The sequence below is a fragment of the Bacillus sp. Xin1 genome, from assembly GCF_013314535.1.
In the GTDB taxonomy this organism is placed as follows: Bacteria; Bacillota; Bacilli; order Bacillales; family Bacillaceae_G; genus Bacillus_A.
Map to the genome: position 1 here is coordinate 117802 of NZ_JABUAE010000005.1, position 23524 is coordinate 141325.

General features: G+C 35.3%; 19 protein-coding genes. 5 read left to right on the plus strand and 14 right to left on the minus strand.

Annotated features, from left to right (window positions below; translation table 11 throughout):
- Positions 1–45 precede the first annotated feature (45 nt).
- The 3 genes from HRG09_RS08215 to HRG09_RS08225 all read left to right on the plus strand — a co-directional run bounded on the left by HRG09_RS08215 (position 46) and on the right by HRG09_RS08225 (position 3931).
- Positions 46–1224, plus strand: coding sequence for a NupC/NupG family nucleoside CNT transporter (locus tag HRG09_RS08215; RefSeq protein WP_174100327.1), 1179 nt, complete (start codon positions 46–48; stop codon positions 1222–1224).
- A 190-nt stretch (positions 1225–1414) separates the two neighbouring features.
- On the plus strand, positions 1415–2431 hold the full coding sequence (locus tag HRG09_RS08220; protein ID WP_174100375.1) for an LCP family glycopolymer transferase: 1017 nt from the start codon (positions 1415–1417) through the stop codon (positions 2429–2431).
- Between the two features lie 246 nt (positions 2432–2677).
- Positions 2678–3931 (plus strand): VanW family protein, encoded by a 1254-nt coding sequence (locus HRG09_RS08225; RefSeq protein WP_174100328.1) that lies wholly within the window; start codon positions 2678–2680, stop codon positions 3929–3931.
- Positions 3932–3935: 4 nt separating this feature from the next.
- Here HRG09_RS08225 and HRG09_RS08230 read toward each other — a convergent pair whose 3' ends face one another.
- Positions 3936–4208, minus strand: a complete 273-nt coding sequence (locus tag HRG09_RS08230; RefSeq protein ID WP_174100329.1) for a hypothetical protein — start codon at positions 4206–4208, stop codon at positions 3936–3938.
- A gap of 15 nt (positions 4209–4223) precedes the next feature.
- Positions 4224–4742, minus strand: a complete 519-nt coding sequence (locus HRG09_RS08235; RefSeq protein WP_174100330.1) for an RNase A-like domain-containing lipoprotein — start codon at positions 4740–4742, stop codon at positions 4224–4226.
- Positions 4743–5395: 653 nt separating this feature from the next.
- Between HRG09_RS08235 and HRG09_RS08240 the strand changes: the two genes are divergently transcribed.
- Positions 5396–5944, plus strand: a complete 549-nt coding sequence (locus HRG09_RS08240; RefSeq protein ID WP_174100376.1) for a TVP38/TMEM64 family protein — start codon at positions 5396–5398, stop codon at positions 5942–5944.
- A 50-nt stretch (positions 5945–5994) separates the two neighbouring features.
- Here the strand turns inward: HRG09_RS08240 and HRG09_RS08245 are convergent, their stop codons facing one another.
- The 3 genes from HRG09_RS08245 to HRG09_RS08255 all read right to left on the minus strand — a co-directional run bounded on the left by HRG09_RS08245 (position 5995) and on the right by HRG09_RS08255 (position 9272).
- A complete protein-coding gene (locus tag HRG09_RS08245; protein WP_174100331.1) occupies positions 5995–7695 on the minus strand; it encodes a M4 family metallopeptidase in 1701 nt (566 codons plus the stop codon).
- 178 nt (positions 7696–7873) lie between these two features.
- Positions 7874–8002 carry an NprX family peptide pheromone gene (locus tag HRG09_RS08250; RefSeq protein ID WP_174100332.1) on the minus strand — a complete coding sequence of 43 codons (129 nt, stop codon included), beginning with the start codon at positions 8000–8002 and terminating at the stop codon, positions 7874–7876.
- Position 8003: 1 nt separating this feature from the next.
- Complete coding sequence (locus HRG09_RS08255; RefSeq protein ID WP_174100333.1) at positions 8004–9272, minus strand: helix-turn-helix domain-containing protein; 1269 nt, start codon at positions 9270–9272, stop codon at positions 8004–8006.
- A 311-nt stretch (positions 9273–9583) separates the two neighbouring features.
- Between HRG09_RS08255 and HRG09_RS08260 the strand changes: the two genes are divergently transcribed.
- A complete protein-coding gene (locus HRG09_RS08260; RefSeq protein WP_174100334.1) occupies positions 9584–11047 on the plus strand; it encodes a nicotinate phosphoribosyltransferase in 1464 nt (487 codons plus the stop codon).
- Between the two features lie 488 nt (positions 11048–11535).
- On the opposite strand, the gene HRG09_RS08265 is transcribed toward HRG09_RS08260, so the two are convergent.
- The 9 genes from HRG09_RS08265 to HRG09_RS08305 all read right to left on the minus strand — a co-directional run bounded on the left by HRG09_RS08265 (position 11536) and on the right by HRG09_RS08305 (position 23523).
- A complete protein-coding gene (locus tag HRG09_RS08265; protein ID WP_174100335.1) occupies positions 11536–13902 on the minus strand; it encodes a heavy metal translocating P-type ATPase in 2367 nt (788 codons plus the stop codon).
- Positions 13903–13924: 22 nt separating this feature from the next.
- A complete protein-coding gene (locus HRG09_RS08270) occupies positions 13925–14302 on the minus strand; it encodes an ArsR/SmtB family transcription factor (RefSeq protein ID WP_174100336.1) in 378 nt (125 codons plus the stop codon).
- A gap of 277 nt (positions 14303–14579) precedes the next feature.
- Complete coding sequence (locus HRG09_RS08275) at positions 14580–15995, minus strand: amino acid permease (protein ID WP_174100337.1); 1416 nt, start codon at positions 15993–15995, stop codon at positions 14580–14582.
- A 104-nt stretch (positions 15996–16099) separates the two neighbouring features.
- Positions 16100–17233, minus strand: a complete 1134-nt coding sequence (ald, locus tag HRG09_RS08280; protein ID WP_174100338.1) for an alanine dehydrogenase — start codon at positions 17231–17233, stop codon at positions 16100–16102.
- Positions 17234–17911: 678 nt separating this feature from the next.
- Entirely contained in the window at positions 17912–19012 is a 1101-nt protein-coding gene (locus HRG09_RS08285; protein ID WP_174100339.1) for an ABC transporter ATP-binding protein, read from the minus strand.
- Positions 19013–19080: 68 nt separating this feature from the next.
- Positions 19081–19788 (minus strand): HAD family hydrolase, encoded by a 708-nt coding sequence (locus tag HRG09_RS08290; RefSeq protein WP_174100340.1) that lies wholly within the window; start codon positions 19786–19788, stop codon positions 19081–19083.
- Positions 19781–21208: a CehA/McbA family metallohydrolase gene (locus tag HRG09_RS08295; protein WP_174100341.1), complete on the minus strand. Its 1428-nt coding sequence runs from the start codon at positions 21206–21208 to the stop codon at positions 19781–19783. Before HRG09_RS08295 ends, HRG09_RS08290 begins: the two co-directional genes overlap by 8 nt.
- A 101-nt stretch (positions 21209–21309) precedes the next feature.
- Complete coding sequence (locus HRG09_RS08300; protein WP_174100342.1) at positions 21310–22671, minus strand: ABC transporter substrate-binding protein; 1362 nt, start codon at positions 22669–22671, stop codon at positions 21310–21312.
- A gap of 24 nt (positions 22672–22695) precedes the next feature.
- Positions 22696–23523 carry a carbohydrate ABC transporter permease gene (locus tag HRG09_RS08305; RefSeq protein ID WP_174100343.1) on the minus strand — a complete coding sequence of 276 codons (828 nt, stop codon included), beginning with the start codon at positions 23521–23523 and terminating at the stop codon, positions 22696–22698.
- Position 23524 lies beyond the last annotated feature (1 nt).

Sequence of the window (23524 nt, forward strand, 5' to 3'; positions counted from 1 at the left end):
AAATGAAAAACCTATGTAACAGAACATCTCATAAGGAGGCTTATTATGAAATTTGTTACTTTTTTTCTCGGTCTTGCTGTCGTTTTCTTTCTTGCCTTCATTGCAAGTAACAATAAAAAGCATATTAAATTCAAACCGATTTTCATAATGCTTATTATACAGTTAATTTTAACTTACTTACTATTAAATACGGAAATTGGCCTCGTACTTGTAACCATGATTTCTAATTTGTTTACGAAATTATTGGACTACGCTGCATCTGGAGTAAACTTTGTATTTGGCGGGATTACAAACGAAGGAGCAATGCCGTTTTTCATCAATGTACTTTTACCAATTGTCTTCATTTCCGTCTTAATTGGTATCTTACAGCATTTCAAGATACTCCCGTTTTGTATTCGCTGGATTGGTTTTTTTCTCAGCAAAATAAATGGACTTGGTAAGCTAGAATCTTATAACGCTGTTGCTTCTGCCATTGTGGGACAATCCGAAGTATTTATCACCGTAAAAAAACAGCTTGCCCAAATTCCAAAACATCGTCTCTATACAATGTGCGCCTCCGCCATGTCGACCGTATCAATGTCAATCGTCGGTGCTTATATGACAATGATTGAGCCTAAATATGTAGTAACCGCTCTTGTCTTAAATTTATTTAGCGGCTTTATTATCGTACTCATTATTAATCCATATGATGTTAAAGAAGAAGAAGACATTCTAGAAATTAAAGGCGAAAAACAAACCTTCTTTGAAATGCTTGGAGAATATATTCTAGATGGATTTCGTATTGCTATTGTAGTCGGTGCCATGTTGATTGGCTTTGTCGCCTTAATTAGCTGTATTAATGATTTATTCCATCTTATTTTTGGAATTACATTTCAGCAGTTACTTGGTTATGTTTTCTCACCTATCGCTTTTCTTATTGGTGTGCCAAGTAACGAAATTGTCACAGCTGGAGGTATTATGGCTACAAAGCTTGTAACGAATGAATTCGTTGCCATGATGGATCTCAGCAAGCTTGCAAACAGCCTCGCTCCTCGTACAGTAGGCATTATTTCAATTTTTCTTGTATCCTTTGCAAACTTCTCTTCTATCGGAATTATTTCTGGTGCTGTTAAAGGATTAAATGAAGAACAAGGAAATGTCGTTGCTCGTTTCGGTTTAAAGCTGTTGTACGGCGCGACACTCGCCAGCATTTTATCCTCAATTATTGTAAGTATTATGCTATAAGAAGGTAAAATTTAATCCTTTTCTTATTCATCCTTTTTATATACAATACGAATAGATGTCTCATAAATAATTGAGACATCTATTTTTTATACATGTACAACAATGTATATGTAACGTACAATATCTCTTATGTGTCTCATTTACACATTATAGAGCAATATACAAATTGAATGATTTAAAGGAGAACTAAATAATGAACTCAGATGTAGAAAACAATAACAGAACCTCAAAGAGGCGATTTAAGAAAAGACGCCTACTATGGTTTATTCTCATTCCACTGCTCATTGTAACACTTGGAGGTGGGGGCTACTCTTTCCACATATATAGTAAAGCAAAATCAATTTTAAATAATGCCTATGCTAAACTAGATAGAGGCGATAAATCCGATAAACGAGAAAAAGCTGTTAAGCCAATGACTGATAATGTTTCTGTCCTTATTATGGGTGTGGACGAAAGTGATCTTCGCGAAAAATCTTACGGTAAAGCAACACGTACAGATGCATTATTACTTGCCACAATCAATAAAAATGATAAATCAGTAAAGCTTGTTAGCATTCCACGTGACTCCCGTGTTTATATAAAATCACGCGATAAACAAGATAAAATTACACATGCCCATGTATTTGGAGGCGTGGATAGTACAATTGATACAGTTGAGAATTTTTTAGATGTCCCTGTTGACTACTATGTGAAATTTAACTTTAAATCCTTTATAAAAATTGTCGATTCTCTTGGTGGTATCGATGTAGACGTCCCTGTTGAATTTACAGAGCAAAATAGTAAAGATGAAGCAGGCGCAATCCATCTAAAAAAAGGGCGTCAGCATTTAAATGGTGAAGAAGCACTTGCTTTAGCAAGAACTCGTCATATCGATAGCGATTATATGCGCGGTCAGCGTCAACAGCTTGTTTTAGAAGCAATTGCTCAAAAAGCGTTATCTATAAATTCCATTAATAAAATTGGTAGCTTATTAGATGCTGTTGAGAATGATTTAAAAACAAACTTAACATTTGATGACATGATGACAATTTCGAAGAACACAATGGGCTCCGACTTAAAGATGGATAAACTTCAAGTAAAAGGTACCGATGAATATATTGATGGCATCTACTACTACATTCCTGATGAAAAGAATGTACAAGACATCACTACAACATTACAACAACATCTCGGTGTCACGAATAAAACAGAACATAAAAAATTATAATAAAAAGGCTGCTAGGATTTTCTGAGCAGCCTTTTTATTATATTTTTCAACAAAATACTTCCATTTTCTTACGCAAATAATGACAAAAAGAGACAATTGTTACAAAATTGTAACGTTTTTTATAAAAATATTACGCCGATAAGGAAAATAATAGTATACTAGTACATACATAATACTATTTTTATCATTCATACATAAAAAACGAATACATATGACCTTATACATTAACTTTTTGGGGGGAAGTAAATGAAGCTACGTAAATTACTTATTGGTTCTGCTGTCACTGGTGGAATATTACTATGTGCAGGTGGGATTGGTGGTTATCAATACGTTTCTAAATTAAATAAACAGCTCGATACAAATGTATTACCGTATACTACATTTGAAGGCACTTCTCTTGATGGTAAAAGTAAAAAAGATGTCCAAAAAATTCTTCAACAAAAAATTGATGAGGCCAATAAAAAATCTCTTAACTATGCATTCCAAGGTAAGACACAAACTTATACGTGGAAAGATTTAGGCATTGAATATAAAGAACAAGACATTATCAAAAAAATCTTTAAAGAACAAAAAGGAAACCCGATTGATCGCTATAAAATGCGAAAACAAGCTGAAAATGGTGAGCTGAAACGTGAATATAAATTAACACCACAGTTAAATACAACAGCTTATGAAGCCTTTATAAAAGAAAAATATAACGCAACTTTAAAAGAATCTGTAAATGCTGAATTAAGTGTTTCAGGAACAACAGTAAATATTAGTCAAAGCCAAAATGGAGAAAAAGTTGATAAAGAAAAATTAAAAGAATTAACAGCAAAAGCAATTACTACTGGTACACAAGACATTCAGCTCCCGATTGTCTCCATAAAGCCAGAACGCTCTACAGAAGATATTCAAAACATGGGAATTACAGAGGTTATTGCTGAATATTCTACTCCTATGGCTGGTCGAAATGGCAACCAATCCTTTAATGTAAACAAGTCTGCAAATACTTTAAGTGGTGCAATCGTGGCACCCGATGAAACATTTAGCTTTAATGGACGCGTCGGTATTACCGATGCAGCCCATGGTTATAAATCTGCTGCTGTATTTTCACAAGGTAAAGTGATCCAAAGTGCTGGGGGCGGCGTTTGCCAAGTGAGTAGTACTCTATATGGAGCAGCATTACGCGCTGACTTAGGAGTTGTTGCTCGTAGTAACCATTCTATGCCTGTTAACTATTTACCACTGGGTCAAGATGCTGCTGTAGCAGATTATGGTCCCGATTTAAAATTCAAGAATAATACTGGCAAACATATTTACATTCAAGCATTTTCTAATGGTAGTAGTATAACTACACGTATTTTCGGTACACCTACTGGCAAGAATGTAGAAGTTTCATCAAAAGTAATTAGCAATACTGAAACTAAAATTACAGCTGTCACATATAAAAAAGTAACACAAAACGGTCAAGTCATCTCAAATGGCCAAATTTCAAAAAGTGTATACAAAAAGGCGTGATCATTCACGCCTTTTTGTTTTGAAGCAAACGTATAAATGCCTCTATATGTTCTCTTGTCTCTTCTAACGACCATATACGACTGCCTTGTTGGGCTGCCAATAAACAACCGTCTTCCCAAGAATTTTCTTTCTGTATATGTAATAACTCATGTTGCAATTTTGCAATCGTTTCTTGGTCCTCTTGCTCTAAAAACTCCGTCATTACATCTATAATCTCTTCCTCATGTACACTTAACGTACAATATGCTTTTAGGAAATATTGAAATGTCGGATACATGCTACTCCCCCTTTCTTATTTATCAGATGGATAGGAAGTAATGATTTTAAATCCTAATTCTCCTGACTTATCTCGTGCTAAAACAGTGACTGTATTCATCAGCTTATCTTTTACACTCATATCTTTCTTTAATACTGTTTTCCCAACAGGAAATGAATGTTTCGTATTTAACACGAGACGATTCTCTTTAGAATTCTTTAACCAATTTTCAATTTCCTTCTCATGTTGCTTTAAGCTATCTTTAACAGCTGTAGTTGCCACTTCTTTATCGTAGTATGTACTTGCTGCTGATACTTTATCTGTCTGCAATCGCTTCTTCAAATCCTCTTCTTTTTTCCCAACATGGCGTTCTATCGTATGACCATTTTTCGGTGGCCCTTCCATTTCGTCTAAAATGTTATCGCTAATTTTTTCTACTGATGTTGAATTGCTTTCTTTCGAACTTTCTTTTTTCTGCTCTTGTTCTGCACACCCACTTAAAACAAGAATCATCGCAAGTAAGCTGCTCAAGAAAATACTCCATAATCGTTTCATCATATCACCTCTTTCATGATTATTATAGGAACTTCATCAAAAGTCAATTTTAGATAAGAAAAAGCGTGTAGCATTCTAAAATTCTACATACTTTTTCTTATTTTTTTCGTATTGCAATCCGATCACAGAACCATTTTCTCTGACTGAGAACCATAATCTATGCAATAAACCTTTTATTAAAAGGGGTATATTTAATAAATTGAACAAAAACCTTATTTTAATAACATTTATTCGTTGTAAATATACCCCTATTTTCATATACCGCATACCCACAAAGGGTATAAAGGTACATTTTCATCAATAGATGTAAATTAAATCCATATTTTCTCCGTTCTCCACGGATTAAACTTTTACATGTCTTCATTTTTACTGCACTTTGAAGCTAGCATGTTACTGTCCTAAAATAGCGAGATAAAGTGACACTTTAATCAGTGGGGGTTTTCTTCATCCCCCACTGATTATTAGTTGAACCAATCGGGCTTTTACGGGCAGTTGATCCCCACCTATCTTCCTCGTTTCTCTCTGAATCTTGAGGTGGGGGTCTTACTGCCCGTTAATGCGGGATAAAAGCATTCATTTTAAGCTAAAATCTACGCTTGCCTATATTAATTAAATATGGTGTAATGCTAAAAAAGACAAAGGACTATAACGATATGCAAGAACTGATTCGTGATGTACTCACAGAACATTACACGCTAGCGATTCCACTCAGTATTTTATTTAATATCATCATCAGCTTGGCAGGATTTATTCCAAGCATCTTTTTAACAGCTATCAACATACAACTTTTCGGTTTAACAGATGGAACAGTCATTTCGATCACAGGCGAGGCATTAGGGGCCATTATTTCTTTTTATTTCTATCGATTAGGTCTTCAGAAATTCGCACAAAACAAGATAAATCATTATCCAAAGGTCGAACGGCTCCTTTATGTTCAAGGAAAAGAAGCTTTTTTACTCGTTTTATCATTCCGTTTCATTCCCTTTATCCCATCAAGTATTGTTACTTTATTCGCAGCTTTAGGGAAAATGTCCCTACTCTCTTTCAGTATTGCCAGTACACTAGGAAAAATCCCATCGTTACTTATTGAAGTGTACTCGGCATATCACGTTATGAATGGAACAAGTGAAGCAAAGTGGATTATAACAATCGCAGGTTGTATCGGGTTATTGTACCTATGGAGAAAGTGGAAGAAAAAATAAAACAGGGAGCATTCGCTCCCTGTTTTATTTTTTATATTAATGAAGAAATCTTATTTTACACCAACCGCATCATACGATTGTTTCACCGCTGTAACCTCAGCAGAACTTGCACCATATAAATCCGCTGCTGCTTGTACTAAACCAGCACGAGCTTGACTAAATGTAGTAGATTCAGTGAAGTACTGTGTATTTGCACGATAATAGATTGCCCCTACCTTATCTTTACCAATACCGTTTACTGTTACACCATAATGTGTACCACCATTTGCTAGTAAATAAGCTGCTTTATTAATAATTCCACTGTTCGTATGAACACCGCCGTTATCACTTGAACCAGTATAACGTTTAGAATAGTGATCTGGATCACCATATTTCGCCGGATTACTCATAGAACGAAGGGCATCCCCTGCTTGACCAGGCGTATAAATATCTTCTCCTACTTCCCAATCTGGATTACGATTATCATGGTATTCTACTAACGTACCAAAAATATCAGAAATCGCTTCATTTAATGCACCTGATTCATATTGATAAATAAGGTTCGAACTATATTCTGTAACAGCATGTGTTAATTCATGCCCAATTACGTCTAACGCACCGGATAAGGCGGTAAATGTATATCCATCTCCGTCTCCATATACCATTTGTGAGCCATTCCAGAATGCATTATTATATCCACTACTGTAATGAACTGTTGATTTTAGCGGCGCTCCAGCGTCATTAAATGAATTGCGATTAAACGTCTTTTTATAATAATCATATGTTACTCCTGCATAATAATGAGCATCTACTGCTGCTGCATCACGGCTTGCATTGAAAACGTTATCTGTATCTGCCCATAATGTGCCTGGTAATGTAGTCCGGTTCTTCGCATCATATGTGAAAATCTGCGCTCCACGCGTATTATCTTGTAAATAATAAGAAGATCCAGATAACGTCGTATTAATAGATTTTGTATCTCCTAATACCCCTTTACCTGTCCCAACTTTGTTTGTTCCTGTAACAGGTTTTATAACCGCTTTCCCTTCTTGTTTTACAGCTTCTTTATTAAGAGGTGCTTTATCCTCACCTGTTACATGGTCAATTGTGTTGTATTTATTTAGCACTTTACCGCTATCTGCTTCAATGAAGTAATAATAGTTTCCTGGTTTTGGCTCTAAAAAGTTTAATTTCACAACATATGCATAAGTTGCGTCATCACCGTTTTGATATACATATAAATCTGCTGATGGCTCTACCTCATACTTTGGTGTTAATCCTAGATCTTGCTGTGCAATTTCAATTGCTTTTTTACCTTCAATCTTATTTTTATTTTTTAATTTTTCCTTTTTATCTAAATCAGGTACAACCGTTCCAGATAATACTTTCAGTGAACCGTCTTTACTAACATGAGCTAGTTGAGTAGACCCCCATACCGGTGTACCTTCATACATTTGTTGCATACGTACCACTGTTGCATTCGTTACAGAATCTTTTTTCACTTGTTTCACTTTGAATGAATCTTCTGCACTCTTTTCCCCTAACTTATACTCTCCTTTTGCTGCATTTAAATAATCAAATACAACAGATTCTGCTTTCTTTCCAGTTGCTCCCGTTAAATCACCAGATATAAATTCAGGTGACTGTACTGCTTCGTTGTACTTTTTCGTAGAGAGCACATTCTTAGAATCTGCAAATGCAGAGCTTGTCCCTCCAAACGTTGTAACTGCCATTCCTGCCGCTAATACAAATGCTAAACTCTTCTTTTTCATATAACCTTCCCCCTAATAAAATTTTTTTTGAAAAAGAGTAGTTTTATATTAGCATTAGATTTCCACTATTAATATACTAAAAATTCAAATAATTACTTTCTCAAGTTTTGTAGAATTTTGGCGAACAAATATTGAGAAAGGCCCTTTCCGTTTTGGAAAGGGCCTTTCTTGGTATTTCTTATACGTTTACTGTTTCTGCCGTGTTCTTTTCTTGACCATACATATCTGGTACTGAACCATATTGAGGCCCGAATACCGCCGCCAAAATTCCCGTAACTGCAAATGCACTAATAATTAGTTTTTTCATATTAATATCCTCCTTCTTCTGATAGAGCAAGCGCTAATTTATAATAACGATTGCTCTCTTGAAATTCTAATAATCCTTCAAAGTATTCTGCTAGTTCTAAGTAGACCTTTTTCAAATGTTTTACATTTTCTTCAGTCTTAAAGAACGGTACCGCTTCCGTCTCTAAAAACCTCTTATATGCATCTTTTTTTTCAAAGTATTTATATTTAAGAATCAATAATAAGTGCAACTTACTTTTATATTTTTCATCTTTTATTGCAACTCTAATGCCTTTTTCAATCCAATCTCTCGCTTCTTCAAACTCTTCCAATTGAACACACTGTAGAGAAATCTCATATATAGCGTCAATATAATTTAAATCTTCTTCCTTTTTGTACTGTAAACCTTTTAAATAATATTCTTTTGCCACAGCGTAATTATGTTGGCAATAATGCAGAAGTCCTATATTATTTAAAACAATTGCTATAATTGTCTCTTTATCAGCAAAAGAATTTGCTTCTCTTAAAATATTATTATAAATCTTCATAGCTTCACTATACTGTTTTTTACGTATATAGCTAAAAGCAATGAGAAGCTGACAATTTATTACGTTTCGGAATTTATATTCATTACGAAATCCTTCTAATGCCACATTAGCAAAATATAATGCCATATGTTCAATTTCTAAATGACGATATACAAGTGCTAAATTATAATAAATTCCAGTCTCATAATATCCTTGTTCTTTTGCCATTAACTCTGTTTGGGTTAAATATTCAAGCGAATCCTTATATCTATGCTTCATGAAATACATTAACGCCCTACTATACGTATACAGCAACTTCTGAAACGGAGAATACTTCTTATACATCTTCTTTAATTTCTCTAGTTCTTCTTCAAGCGCAGGAAGATCTCTTTTCATAATTAAATAACGCGTGTATAGCAGATTATAATAATTTATAATTTCAAAATCTAAAACATGCTTCATTTCAGCTTGCAACTCATTGTATATACGTTCTACCTGTTGCTTGTCCAAATGAACCAACGCATTTAACCATTCATCTAACTTCGCTTTCACTTCTTCTTCTACATCTCTCAAATCTGAAACAGCAATCTCTAGCCTCGCACAGAGCAACTGCAAAATTTCTTCCGATGCTTCTATCTTTCCATTTTCAATCTTACTTAAATATGAGACGGAACAAATGCCCTGACATAATTCTTCTTGTGTCATTTTTTGCTGTAATCGCTTATAAAAAACTTGTTTGCCAATTTTCTCTAGTGTTTGTTGCATTGCCCTCCTCCATTCTCATTTACCCTCACTACTTTAATAATACATAAAAATCAGGAAAATATAAATTAATAAATGTAAATTTTCTAAAGAATTTTCCATTTACTATTTTCATCCTGCTTTCAACAGTTAATTTTTATGTTAGAAAAGACTTTTGAACTACTTTATCTTTAAATTTTATCCGTTCAGTAATCATTATTTATCTTTCTAATATAACAAATGAGAGAACACTTTCTTTTTATTAAGATCTTCTCATTTGGCATAAACTAGTAAAAATCGTTATACTATAACAAAATTACGGAGGTGTTTTCGCAATGAATCATTATAAAGACGATAGTTACGCCTTACATACAGATTTATATCAAATCAACATGGCTTATACATATTGGAAAGACGGTATTCATAAGCGCCGCTCTGTTTTTGATTTATACTTCCGGAAGCTCCCTTTTAAAAATGGTTATGCCATTTTTGCTGGCCTTGAGAAAATCATTGAATATATAGAGGATTTTCGTTTTACTGATAGTGATATCGCTTATTTAAAAGAACTGGGGTTTGAGGAGGAATTTCTGCATTATTTGCAAAGCATGAAGTTTACGGGAACAATTCGCAGTATGCAAGAAGGAGAGGTTGTTTTTAATAACGAACCATTATTGCGTGTTGACGCCCCTCTTGGTGAAGCTCAAATTATCGAAACTGCTTTGTTAAACATTGTGAATTACCAAACATTAATCGCTACAAAAGCCGCTCGTATGAAACATGCAGCAGACAATGATGAACTATTAGAATTTGGCACTCGTCGTGCTCACGAATTCGACGCTGCCCTTTGGGGTACACGCGCAGCCTTTATTGGTGGTTTTTCTTCTACTAGCAACGTCCGTGCTGGAAAACGATTTGGTATTCCTGTTGCTGGGACGCATGCTCATTCCTTTGTCCAAGCTTATCGTGATGAATATGTTGCATTTAAAAAATACGCCGAAACGCATAAGAAATGTGTTTTTCTCGTTGATACATATGATACGTTAAAATCCGGTGTACCAAATGCGATTCGCGTTGCTAAAGAATTCGGCGACCGCATTGATTTTTATGGTATTCGTCTTGATAGCGGTGATATGGCTTATTTATCAAAAGAGGCACGAAAACTACTTGACGCAGCTGGATTTACCAATACAAAAATTATCGCTTCTAGCGATTTAGATGAATATACAATTATGCATTTAAAATCCCAAGGAGCAAAAATTGATGTATGGGGCGTTGGAACAAAGCTCATCACTTCCTTTGAACAACCTGCATTAGGTGCTGTTTATAAATTAGTTGCGATTGAAGATGAGAATGAGACGCTAAACGATACAATCAAAATTTCTTCCAATCCTGAAAAGATTACAACACCTGGGTTAAAACGCGTATATCGCATTATTAATCGCGTCAACGGACACTCCGAAGGGGATTATATTGCGCTAGAAACTGAAGTGCCAGAGCAAGAGGAACGTTTGAAAATGTTCCATCCTGTCCATACATACATCAGTAAATTTGTCACAAATTTTGAAGCAAAAGAACTACATCATAATATTTTTGTAAAAGGTAAACGTACATATAAACTGCCTGAAATACAAAATATCCAGCGGTATGCACATGATAGTTTAAATGTATTCTGGGAAGAATATAAACGAACTCTTAATCCTGAAGAATACCCAGTCGATTTAAGCCAAGAATGCTGGGATCATAAAATGAATTATATTCAAACTGTGCGGAATCAAGTTTCAAATAATATTCAAAAATAAAAAGAAAAACAATTGTTATCAAGATCTAATTTTAAAAATGTAAAAAAATAAAAGACTCTAACATATTATATATGACTAATATGTTAGAGTCTTTTATTAGTAGTACAGTTCGAGTCGTGTTGATTTTTATACCAAGTAAAAAAACCTTTCTCGTAAATGAGAAAGGTTCTAATGCCCCCAAGATTGGAAGCTTGTTCGAATATTGATACCATGTAGAGTGGAAATGTTTGTACGTATAAGGCAAACTATACATATATATCTCATATAGCATATGCTAAACAAAACCATATGGTTTGGACATGTCGCATGAACTTCCAATAAAGCGAAACTTTAATCAGTGAGGGTTTTCTTCATCCCCCACTGATCATTAACTCTCACCAATCGGGCTGTTACGAGAAAGTCATGCGGGATAAAACAAGTTTCCAAAGCTTTATTAATCATAAGATAACGCGTTTATTTTTCTGATAAAAAGGCTTAGTATAGTTTTTTTACAAGTCTTTCACTCGTAATACACGCATTGCATTCAATACCGCGATTAATGTAACACCTACATCTGAGAACACCGCTTCCCACATTGTTGCAATTCCAAATGCACCAAGTAATAAGACAAGTCCTTTTACACCAAGTGCAAAGATAATATTCTGCCATACAATATTGCGTGTACGTTTGGCAATTTTAACAGCCGTTGCAATTTTAGAAGGTTCATCTGTCATGATTACGATATCTGCTGCTTCAATCGCTGCATCAGACCCTAAACCGCCCATCGCAATCCCAACATCTGCTCTTGCTAATACCGGTGTATCATTAATACCATCACCAACGAATGCAACTTTTTCTTTTGCTTGTTTTGCAGCATCAATTTTTTCGATTTCTTCTACTTTTTGCTGTGGCAATAATTCAGCATGAACTTCATCTAAACCAAGCTCTTTACCAACAGCTTCTCCAACTAACTTTGCATCACCTGTTAGCATAACTGTTTTCTTAATACCAAGTTCTTTTAATTTTTGAATCGCTTGTTTTGAATCCTCTTTCACTTCATCTGAAATAACGATATATCCTGCATACGCACCATCTACAGCAACATGAACAAGTGTCCCTACTGTTTGCGGCTGCTGGAATGCAATATTTTCTTTTTTCATTAATTTTGCATTACCTGCGAAAATTTCTTTCCCTTGTACTTTTACAACTGTACCATGACCAGAAATTTCACTGTAATCTTCAATGATATTTTCATCAATTGCTTTTCCATATGCGCTTCGGATAGATTGTGCGATTGGATGATTTGAATATACTTCTGCAAATGCTGCATACTCTAGAAGCTCTTCTTTTGTCGTTGTTCCATTTGGCTCCATCTTTGTTACTTTGAAGACACCTTTTGTTAATGTTCCTGTTTTATCAAAGACGATATGTTTCACATCATTTAGCGCTTCTAAATAATTACTTCCTTTGATCAAGATACCACTCTTAGATGCTCCACCTATACCACCAAAAAATCCAAGCGGAATGGATACGACTAATGCACAAGGACAAGAAATAACAAGGAATACTAAAGCTCGATAAATCCACTCTGAGAATGTAGCACCTTCTAGAATAAGAGGTGGAATAAACGCTAATACTGCCGCTGTAATAACAACAACCGGAGTGTAGTAACGAGCAAATTTTGTAATAAAGTTTTCTGTTGGCGCTTTTCGGCTACTTGCATTTTGGACTAAATCTAAAATTTTAGATACAGTTGATTCACCAAACTCTTTCGTTACTTCAATTGTTAACACACCATTTTGGTTCACAAAACCACTTAATACATCATTCCCAACTTCTACTTCACGAGGTACAGATTCACCCGTTAATGCTGACGTGTCTACCATTGACGTTCCTTCAATTATTTTCCCATCTAATGGTACTTTCTCACCCGGTTTCACAATAATATAATCACCGATTTTTACTTCTTCTGGTGAAACTTGTTTTGTTTCGTTTCCAACTTTCACGTTCGCATAATCAGGACGGATATCCATTAACGAGGTAATTGATTTTCGAGAACGATTTACAGCGATACTTTGGAATAACTCACCTACTTGGTAAAAGAGCATAACAGCAACCGCTTCTGAATATTGTCCGATTGCAAATGCTCCAAGTGTAGCAATCGCCATTAAAAAGTTTTCATCAAATACTTGGCCGCGTGTTATATTTCTCACAGCTCGCCAAACAATTTCTCCACCAATTAGTAAATATGCGATAACGAAAAGTGAAATAGTCATCATTTGTGGTAATCCTGCAAGTGCAGCAATTCCCGTTAAGACACCGCCAATCGCTAAGCGCCATATCATTTTCTTCACATTTCCTTCACCATAATCGCGGCTATGGCCATGATCATGTCCCGCTTTTTCTTCACGGACAACTTTTACATCTGGTTCTAACTTTTGAACAATATTTTTTATATCTTGCACCGTCGTTTCAAGCTCTTTTTTATTTGCCACTTCTATTTTTAATTTCTTCGATACAAAATCAACAGTCGCGTTTGAGACAGAAGGAAATTCCTTTACCTTTGTTTCAATCTTCATTGCACAATTTGCGCAATCTAATCCTTCTAATAGAAATACTTCTTTTGCAGTTTTTGTTTTTTGTTCTTCCTGTACTTTAATATGCGGTTCTAGTTTTGTGACAAGTTGTTTCACTTCAGTAACAACTTTATTTTCTCGATTTTTCTCTGTTTCTAAAACCATTGTCTTTGTTGCAAAGTTCACAGAACAAGAGGACACACCTTCTAACCCGCTAACGCCTCTTTCAATTTTCATCGCACAATTCGCACAATCCAATCCTTCTAACACAAGTTTTCGTTTCACTAGTGCTTCCGCCATCTTTCTCCCTCCTTGTGCTTTTCTATTCTTCCTCGTTTACGTGTTCGAATGCTTGCTCAAAAATACCGATTACGTGATGGTCCGCCAATGAATAATAAACGACTTTTCCCTCTTTACGGTTTTTCACAAGTTTCGCTTGCTTTAATACACGAAGTTGATGAGAAATAGAGGATTGTGTCATACCGAGTAAATAAGCTAAATCGCATACGCACATTTCCGCTTCGAATAGAGCGTGTAAAATACGTGTACGCGTCCGATCACCTAATACCTTAAATAACTCCGCTACTTTACTTAAACTTTCATCATTTGGAATTGTTTGTTTTACTTGATCCACAACTTCTTCATGGATAATTGTTTGAGAACATGATTCTTGACATGCTTCCACTTTATTTTCAGCCATTATAGCTCACCTCTTTATTTGAACATATGAACAATCATTCATATATCTTATACCTTTATTATATGAGCGTCTATTCATATGTGTCAATAAAATCCGCAATGAATTTTCCGAACATTTCGTTCACATTTCAAAACACATCACTTATTCTCTGCATCCGCTATCTTCTTCATACAAAAAGGATGTACGAAAGTTTCCATCCTTTCGTACATCCTTTTATCAAAAGAAAAAGCCTTGCGCGCTCCCTAAACGCACAAGGCTTACAATTTATTATATCCCTTTAATTAGCTTCTTCTAAGCTATCTTGCGAACTTTCATCTTCTTTTAGATGACTATGCTTTTTCGAATAAACAAAGTATACGACTACTCCAATTGCTAACCAAGCACCGAAGTATATCCATGTCGTTAGTGGTAAGTTTACCATTAAGAATAGACAGCATACGATTGAAATAATCGGTAAAGTTGGTACAAGTGGTACCATAAATCCACGCTGTAACTTCGGATGTGTTTTACGAAGAATGATAACAGTTACACCAACCATTGCAAATGTTAATAACGCTCCAATATTCGCTAAATTTGACAATTCTTTTAAATCGATAAATCCGGCAATTAAAGCACTACCAATCCCTGTTAACCAAGTTGAAAATGTTGGTGCTTCTGTCTTTTGATTAATTTTCGCAAAAGATTTTGGCAATAAACCGTCACGACTCATTGCAAAGAATACACGTGTTGTTGCGTAAATATAAGCAAAAATTACAGCCATAATACCAATTACAGCTCCAATAGCAATTACACCAGCTACTTTATCTTGTCCGACAACTTCTAGTACATAAGCCATCGCTTCTGGTACATCTAATTCTTTATAAGAAACCATACCAGTCATAACAAGACAAACTGCAACGTAAATGATCGTACAAATAACTAACGAAGCAATGATACCAATCGGAAGATCACGCTGTGGGTTTTTTACTTCTTCTGCTGAAGTTGCTAATGCATCAAAACCTAGGAAAGCAAAGAATACTGCTGCTCCTCCAGCAAAGACTCCACTTAAACCGTACGGTGCGAACGGCACCCAGTTTTCTGGTTTTACGTAGAATACACCAACTGCAATAAATAAGACAACAATAACAATTTTAATTAATACCATTGCGTTATTGACACGCTTACTCTCTTTTGTACCACGTGATAACAACCATGTTAATACGAGCGTGATAATTACTGCTGGTAAATTCACAATACCACCTTGAGATGGAATCGTTAACAACTCTTTTGGAATTTCTAATCCAAATCCACTTACCAAGTTATTGAAATAACCTGTCCATCCACCAGCTACTGCTGCTGTTGTTACAACGTATACTGATAATAATGTCCATCCCATTAAATGGGCTACAAACTCACCGATTGTTGCATAAGAGTATGTGTATACACTACCTGAAACAGGAAGTGTAGAAGCAACTTCGGCATAACATAATGCTGCAAATCCACAAACAATTGCTGCAATCATAAATGAAAAAATAACTGCTGGACCAGCATCTCTCGCTGCTACTAATCCAGTTAATACTAGAACTCCTGTACCGATTATCGCACCAATTCCTAGCATTGTTAGGTCGAATGCCCCTAAAGTTTTAGACAAAGTCTTACTTTTACTTTCCCCTAACAATTGCGTAACGGATTTCTTTTTAAATAGGTTGGCCACGATGTATGCCCCCTTTTACTAAGAAGAGCTAAGAGGTCTTCTCTCTTAGCTCTTATCATGTTGTATTAGATATTGTTCGATTTTTAGTTTGTATTATGCTTCAATTAGCAAGATACAGTTTCTGCTTCTAATAATTCTTTTGCACCTTTGTATTCTACACCGTGAGCTTCTGCAACTGCTTCGAATGTTACATAGCCATCTAATGTATTAATACCTTTTAATAATGCAGAGTTGCTTAGGCAAGCTTCTTTGTAGCCTTTGTTTGCAATTTGTACTGCATATGGCACTGTTACGTTTGTTAATGCAAGAGTTGATGTACGTGGAACCGCACCTGGCATGTTTGCAACTGCATAATGAACAACACCGTGTTTTTCGTAAGTTGGGTTATCATGAGTTGTAATGCGGTCAGTTGTTTCGAAAATACCACCTTGGTCAATTGCGATATCTACTACAACAGAACCTGGTTCCATTGATTGAATCATTTCTTCTGTTACAAGTTTTGGCGCTTTTGCACCTGGAATTAATACCGCACCGATTACAAGATCAGACTCTTTTACAGCTTCTGCAATATTGTATGGATTAGACATTAAAGTTTTCACTTGGTTACCGAAAATGTCATCTAATTGACGAAGACGTTCTGCACTTAAGTCGATGATTGTAACATCCGCACCTAGTCCAACTGCAATTTTAGCAGCATTTGTACCAGCTTGTCCACCACCGATGATTGTTACTTTACCGCGTTTCACCCCTGGAACACCTGCAAGTAAGATACCTTTACCGCCTTTGTTTTTCTCAAGGAATTGCGCACCAATTTGTGCTGCCATACGACCAGCTACTTCACTCATAGGTGCAAGTAATGGTAAAGAACGATTTTCTAATTGTACGGTTTCGTAAGCGATAGCTACAACTTTCTTTTCAATTAAAGCTTTTGTTAATTCTGGTTCTGGAGCTAAGTGTAAGTATGTGAATAAGATTAAACCTTCGCTGAAGTGCTTGTATTCGCTTTCAATTGGTTCCTTAACTTTCATTACCATATCCATGTTCCAAGCTTCTTCAGCTGTTTCAACGATTTTCGCACCTGCTTCAATATACTCAGCATCTGTAAAGCCAGATCCTAAACCCGCACCCTTTTGAATGAATACTTCATGATTGTTACGAACTAAATGCACAACACCAGCTGGTGTCATTGCCACACGGTTTTCGTTGTTTTTGATTTCTGTTGGTACCCCAATACGCATAATGAAATGCCCCCTTATAATTAACAGAAAAAAGGAATTCTTTTTTCTTTTTATAATAATTAATAACTTATGTCCTTATTCTAGCATAATTTCTAAATTATGAAAACGCTAACATACCAAATTTTAAAAGTTTTTATATTTAGAATAGTGTAAAAATAGAGAACTTTACTTCACAAGGTTGTTTTATATTTTTTACTATCTATTCTTATTATAACCATGGAAACTACACATTCATCATTTATTATTTGACAATAATATAACAATGCGAGAAATTAACAAAGAGCGTATACATATACATCTTTTATCCCCTGTAATATTTTAGAAATATATTCTTTTTATATACATCCATTTTGTTTTCCAAGTATATAAGACACTATCACAACGAAGAGAACGTGGCCTGCACTCGTTTTCTCTCTCTGTTTTAACATGGCATGATGCAGGAAAAGGCTCTGTCCGTTTCTAGGCATGTTAGATGCTCTCATCCACCTAACAGAAATGGATTTCATGTCATTTTTTCAACTTGTATTTATATAAAATCAGTGGAGGTCTTACTGCCAGCAAATAGCGGGATAAAACAAACCTGGTGAAAAAGTCCAACAAAAAAGGCCTATCCCTGTTTTGGATAAGCCCAATGAAATTCATTCCATCAAAGTATCGCTGACTTAATAATCGAATAGTCTATAGAACAATTCGTTTTTCAGTTTCAGAATCAAAATAATGAACTTTGTCCATATTTAAAGCTAGATCCATCTCATGTTGACTATGCACATCAACTGAGGAGTTAACACGCGCAACAAAGGATTGACCATTGATATTAGAATAAAGATAGGTTTCTGATCCCATTAATTCTGCTACATCAATCGTTACCGTTACTTTTGCATCATAAGGTAAGGATGAAATTGCTTTTCCATAATAAAAGTCTTCTGGGCGTATTCCTATGATGATTTCTTTATTAATATACCCTTTGTCTCGTAAGCTTTTCATCTTCTCTTCCGGAACTTCAATGCTCCATTTATCAATCATAACAGCACTTTCTGTTACTGTTCCTTTAAAAAAGTTCATTCCAGGAGATCCAATAAACCCTCCGACAAATACATTCTCTGGTTTATCATAGACTTCTTTAGGTGTACCAACTTGTTGGATGATACCATCCTTTAACACAACTAAGCGTGTCGCCATCGTCATCGCTTCTATTTGATCATGCGTGACATATACAGTTGTTGTTTGCAACTGCTGATGTAATTTTGTAATCTCAGCACGCATTTGAACGCGTAGTTTTGCATCTAAGTTTGACAACGGCTCGTCCATTAAGAACACTTTCGCATTCCGAACAATCGCTCGCCCTAAAGCAACACGCTGACGCTGTCCACCTGAAAGTGCTTTTGGCTTTCGATCTAAATATTTCTCAAGACCAAGGATTTGTGCTGCATGTTTCACACGTTGATCAATTTCCGCTTTACTATATTTTCGTAGTTTTAAACCGAACGCCATATTATCATAAACACTCATATGTGGATAAAGAGCGTAGTTTTGAAAAACCATTGCTATATCTCGATCTTTCGGTGTAACATCATTCACACGCTTTCCATCAATATAAAAGTCTCCCTCAGAAATCTCCTCAAGTCCTGCAATCATACGTAATGTCGTCGACTTTCCACATCCTGAAGGTCCAACCAAAACGATAAATTCTCCATCATTCACTTCTAGATTAAAATCTTTTACGATTGTCATATCATGATCATATTTCTTATAAATATTTTTGAATGATAGCTGAGCCATAATTGCCTCCTATAATTTTAGCTATTTTTAAAGATACTGTTATCGACAATTTGAATCACACAATTGTTTTATAAAATTTGAGCAATATCCTTCATACTGTCTAAAATATAATCTGCTTCTCCTTCTAAATCTTCCTTCTTACTCGCACCTGACAGGACACCCACTACTTTAATGTTACTATTTCTTGCAAATTTAACGTCTGTTAATGTATCACCTACCATGAACACATCTTCTTCAGCCAGTGAAAATTTTTCTTTGAACATATGATAAAAATCACTCTCAGGTTTTGTTTTATTGACCCCATCATCTGCACCTAAAAAATCAACATAATCATATAATCCTGTCATTTTAAGTGAATGAATAGCTGCATCAACGTCATCCGCTGTAACAACTCCAATTACGTATTCATGGTCTTTTAAATATTTTAATGTTTCCTTTGCACCTTCCACTTCTGTAAATACGAGATCATCTGCTGTAGAATGTTTTTTAAATAATGCACATACATCATGAATAAAGTTCTCTTTATTCACATTGTGATTTTCTAATAACGAAAACCATGCAGCTGCGATAAAGTAATTGGTTTGACAAGCTAGTAAACTGGTACTCTCAAAATCGTTATCACCCATACCAATAATCTTTAGGTATTCATTTCGTTTACTTGTTTCATCTGGATACATTTGAAATATATCATCTAGCACACAATGAACAATTTTGTACCAAACAGAGTCTAGCTGTATTAGTGTTCCATCTTTATCAAAAATAATTCCTTTATTCATCTTCTAGTCCCCCTAAAACTTCATACCATGTTTTAATATTCTTATGCGTAACGTTATTATGAATCGGATTTATAAACGCTACTAATTCATCATCTTCCCAACCCTCAACTCTTGCATATGCTCCTTCATTTAAATAAAAATCGAAGGTTACGTGGCTGCCAAAGTCTTTTTCAACAATTTTTCCATTCACAATCAATCTCCACTCGCAAGATTTATCTGTATGAATGTTGTAATGAACACTTCCTTTAGCCTCATCGCCAACATAAATCGGTTTCCCTTCATTTTGAATATCAATCTCTAGTTTTCTAAAGCGTGAGAAATAAATGCGGCCTCTTTCGATAGCACTCTTTAAATTTTGAATAGATAACCCATTACATAATACATATGTGCCAGGGTCACCATAAATCGACGGGTCTTTAGATCCTGGGAACGTTTTAGATGGATGTAAGTGCGAATCACTTCCCCCTATCCCCCATACTTTCAGACCATTTAGCCACATTTGATCGAAGAACTGTAAAGCTTCTAAAGTAGAAGGTTTGCTTTTTTTATAAGTCGGATCACACATAATTTCCATTGTATGAACATTTTCTAAGTTAATATCAATTTGGTTCGCCCAAGGCTTCATGAACGGATGATTCACGCTAATTAAGTAGCCTTTTTCATTCATAAGAGCAAATAAGTCATTCATGCTTTTAGCGTGAAACGATTCACCGAGACAATCTGTAAAATCAACGTATTCCTTCATACCAAATATATTGTAATGACCATACGGTGTTGTAAGTTCCATAGATGGTATGATTAATGTGCTTCCTTTTTGATAAGATGGCATGACAATGTTGTGTTCTGTTGCGTATAAAAAATCTAACTCTTGTTTTTCACATACGCTCATTGCCAGTTCGTCATCGATCTCGCCGTCTGTTAAATCTGTATGAACATGAAAATCTCCTTTATACCAACGATGCTCTTCATTCACTACTTTTTCAAAATTGTTTTCATGAATAAAGACATTTTCTTTACAAAAATGCTCTCGATTATACTCTCGTTCTAACTCGTCATTCACTGATATATTTAATGTGTAATCAACTTTTCTTCCAGTAAATTTTACTGCTTTATCTGCACAATGAGGAATATATACGACTTCTAATTCCCACTCACCAGGCGTTATTTCCCCTCCAACGCAGCCAGCTGAACAAAACTTTTGATCTTTGGCAACAACTAGTTTTTCGTCAACAATTGGTGTTTGATACTGTATACGTACATACCCTTTAGAGTCTCGTAAGATTAGTAAGAGCGGGATTTTCCGACCGACTCCTTGATCGATAGTTAATGTACAATTAAAAATATCAACTGAATCCATTAGAAAAGAGTGTTTATTTTTTACAAATGGAGAAAGAGTCAAGGTACCTTTCATTTCAATCATGATTCTCACACCTTTTTTATATTTTAATGATAGAATCTTAGAGGTACTTCTTTCGTTCAAAAGCACCTCTCGTTTCTCTTCAAAATAATACATGAACAGGTTTATTTCTTCTTTTTCAACACTTTATCTAATTCTTCTTGTGCAATTTTAGCTGCTTCATCTAGCGCTTTTTTAGCAGAAACCCCTTCGATTTCTACTTTATCCTTCGCTACATTTAACGCGTCATTGATTTTACCGCCTGTTGGATCCGTAAATGGTGCAACTCCATATTTATTCGCTTGCTCTAATGGAACTAATGCTTGCGGTTGTTTTTTCACAAATTCAGCATAAGGGCCATACTCTGTTACATTGTTACGAACAGGGATATATCCTGTTCCCATTGACCATTCAGCCGTTTTCTCAGTGCTTGTAGCAAATTTCATAAATTCATATGCACCTTTTGCTACTTCTGGATCAACATTTCTCGTTAATGTGAATAAATAACTTTCTAATTTTGGTGCTGGTTTATTATTACCCCAAGCTGGTTGTGGTGCCGCTCCAAATGTGTCAAGGCGTTCTTGCTCAGTCATTCCTTTACCTAACGATTTAAAAACAAATCCTTGGTCACCAGATGAGCCCGTATATCCTAACGTTCTACCTTCAACTAAATCAATGATTGTTTTATCCCAATATTCCCATCCAGTTCCACCTGAATGAATCTTCATAATTTTATCTTCATTAAGCCATGTACGGAATTTTTCCCATACTGTAACCCAAGTATCATCATTGATTAATACTTTTGTTCCATCTTCACTTAAAACACTTCCACCAGCACTGCGAACTGCGTCAATTAAGTTTGACGTACCCCACATTGGCATCCAACCTGCATATGTGACATTTCCATTTGCGTCACGTTTTGCTAATTTTTCCGCTACTTTTTCTACACCTTCCCATGTCTTTAAATCGTCAGGTGTAAAGCCATTTTCCGCTAACACTTTTTTATTGTAATAAAAGACTTGAGTGGTACCGTAAAAAGGAATACCATATAATTTTCCGTCAATGGTTGCTTGATCCATAAAACCTTTTCCATACTCTTTTTTTTTAAAATTATTATCGTTTTTAACATACTCATCCATAGGTACAATTAATTTTTTCTTCGCATATTCTTGAATGACGTCTGAACCTAACAATGCAACTGCCTCTTGGTTATTCGCTGCAAATCCACTTTGAAGCTTTTGATAAGACTCATCGTAGTTACCTGCTTTTGTTGTCTTCACTACATACTTGTCTTGACTTTTATTGTATTCCTCTACAATCTTATCTACTTGGTCTGCAAGTGAACCACCTACGCCATTAATAAACGGAACAACAATCTTATCCCCTTCTTTACTTGCTTTGACAGTATTTCCTTTTCCGCCTGAACAGCCTGCAAGCGCACCAACAAATAATGACAAAATCGTTAAAAGCATTAATAATTTTCTCATCCCGAATTTCCCCTTTATATTTAGTTAGCCTTTTATTCCTGAATCAGTAACACCTGAAAGGAGCCATTTTTGTAAAACTAAAAATACGATTAAGAGCGGCACTGTAGCGATTGTACTTGCAACCATAATGTGCGACCAATCTCGGCCTAAGGAACTATTAATGAAATAATCAGCAATTCCGTTCGTAATTAATTTTTGGCTGCCATCATTCAATATAAGAGCTGGCCAAATATAATTATTATAATCCCCAATAAATGTAACTAAACCTAGTGTTACAAATGATGATTTCGTCATTGGAAAAATAATCTTCCAAAGAATACGCCAATCACTTGCTCCATCAATTTTGGCTGCTTCTACGGTTTCATAACCAACCTTGTGGAATGACTGTTTTAAGTAGAAAATACCGAATACACTAACAGCCATAGTAATAACGTATCCAAAATGCGAATTAAGTAAGCCCATTTTCCCTAACATCACATATACCGGAACATACGATACAGCTCCAGGAATCATGTACGTTGCCATGACAATACTAAATGTGAAATTCTTCCCTTTGAACTTATAAAATGCCAACATATAAGCAAAGAGCGCAGATGAAACAAGTACATATATAGTGATAAGGAAAGAGGTATAAAAACTATTAAATATATACGTGCCAAACGGAAGAGTGTCTAATACTTGACGATAATTCTCCCAGTGAAATTGTGTAGGCCAAAAACCTCCTTGTAATACTTCACTGGATGTTTTAAACGAACCAAGTACCATCCATATGAACGGAAAGACAAACAAGATACTTGATAAAGCCAAAAAGATATGCTTTAGAATTAATGGTGTCTTTTTCTTATCATTCATC

Coding starts and splice junctions, on each gene's coding strand:
- HRG09_RS08215 (WP_174100327.1), top strand. CDS start 46: ATGAAATTTGTTACTTTTTTTCTCGGTCTTGCTGTCGTTTTCTTTCTT.
- HRG09_RS08240 (WP_174100376.1), top strand. CDS start 5,396: ATGCAAGAACTGATTCGTGATGTACTCACAGAACATTACACGCTAGCG.
- HRG09_RS08255 (WP_174100333.1), bottom strand. CDS start 9,272: ATGCAACAAACACTAGAGAAAATTGGCAAACAAGTTTTTTATAAGCGA.
- HRG09_RS08305 (WP_174100343.1), bottom strand. CDS start 23,523: ATGAATGATAAGAAAAAGACACCATTAATTCTAAAGCATATCTTTTTG.
- ald (WP_174100338.1), bottom strand. CDS start 17,233: ATGCGTATTGGGGTACCAACAGAAATCAAAAACAACGAAAACCGTGTG.
- HRG09_RS08300 (WP_174100342.1), bottom strand. CDS start 22,671: ATGAGAAAATTATTAATGCTTTTAACGATTTTGTCATTATTTGTTGGT.
- HRG09_RS08295 (WP_174100341.1), bottom strand. CDS start 21,208: ATGATTGAAATGAAAGGTACCTTGACTCTTTCTCCATTTGTAAAAAAT.
- HRG09_RS08285 (WP_174100339.1), bottom strand. CDS start 19,012: ATGGCTCAGCTATCATTCAAAAATATTTATAAGAAATATGATCATGAT.
- HRG09_RS08265 (WP_174100335.1), bottom strand. CDS start 13,902: ATGGCGGAAGCACTAGTGAAACGAAAACTTGTGTTAGAAGGATTGGAT.
- HRG09_RS08230 (WP_174100329.1), bottom strand. CDS start 4,208: ATGTATCCGACATTTCAATATTTCCTAAAAGCATATTGTACGTTAAGT.
- HRG09_RS08250 (WP_174100332.1), bottom strand. CDS start 8,002: ATGAAAAAACTAATTATTAGTGCATTTGCAGTTACGGGAATTTTGGCG.
- HRG09_RS08260 (WP_174100334.1), top strand. CDS start 9,584: ATGAATCATTATAAAGACGATAGTTACGCCTTACATACAGATTTATAT.
- HRG09_RS08270 (WP_174100336.1), bottom strand. CDS start 14,302: ATGGCTGAAAATAAAGTGGAAGCATGTCAAGAATCATGTTCTCAAACA.
- HRG09_RS08245 (WP_174100331.1), bottom strand. CDS start 7,695: ATGAAAAAGAAGAGTTTAGCATTTGTATTAGCGGCAGGAATGGCAGTT.
- HRG09_RS08225 (WP_174100328.1), top strand. CDS start 2,678: ATGAAGCTACGTAAATTACTTATTGGTTCTGCTGTCACTGGTGGAATA.
- HRG09_RS08290 (WP_174100340.1), bottom strand. CDS start 19,788: ATGAATAAAGGAATTATTTTTGATAAAGATGGAACACTAATACAGCTA.
- HRG09_RS08235 (WP_174100330.1), bottom strand. CDS start 4,742: ATGAAACGATTATGGAGTATTTTCTTGAGCAGCTTACTTGCGATGATT.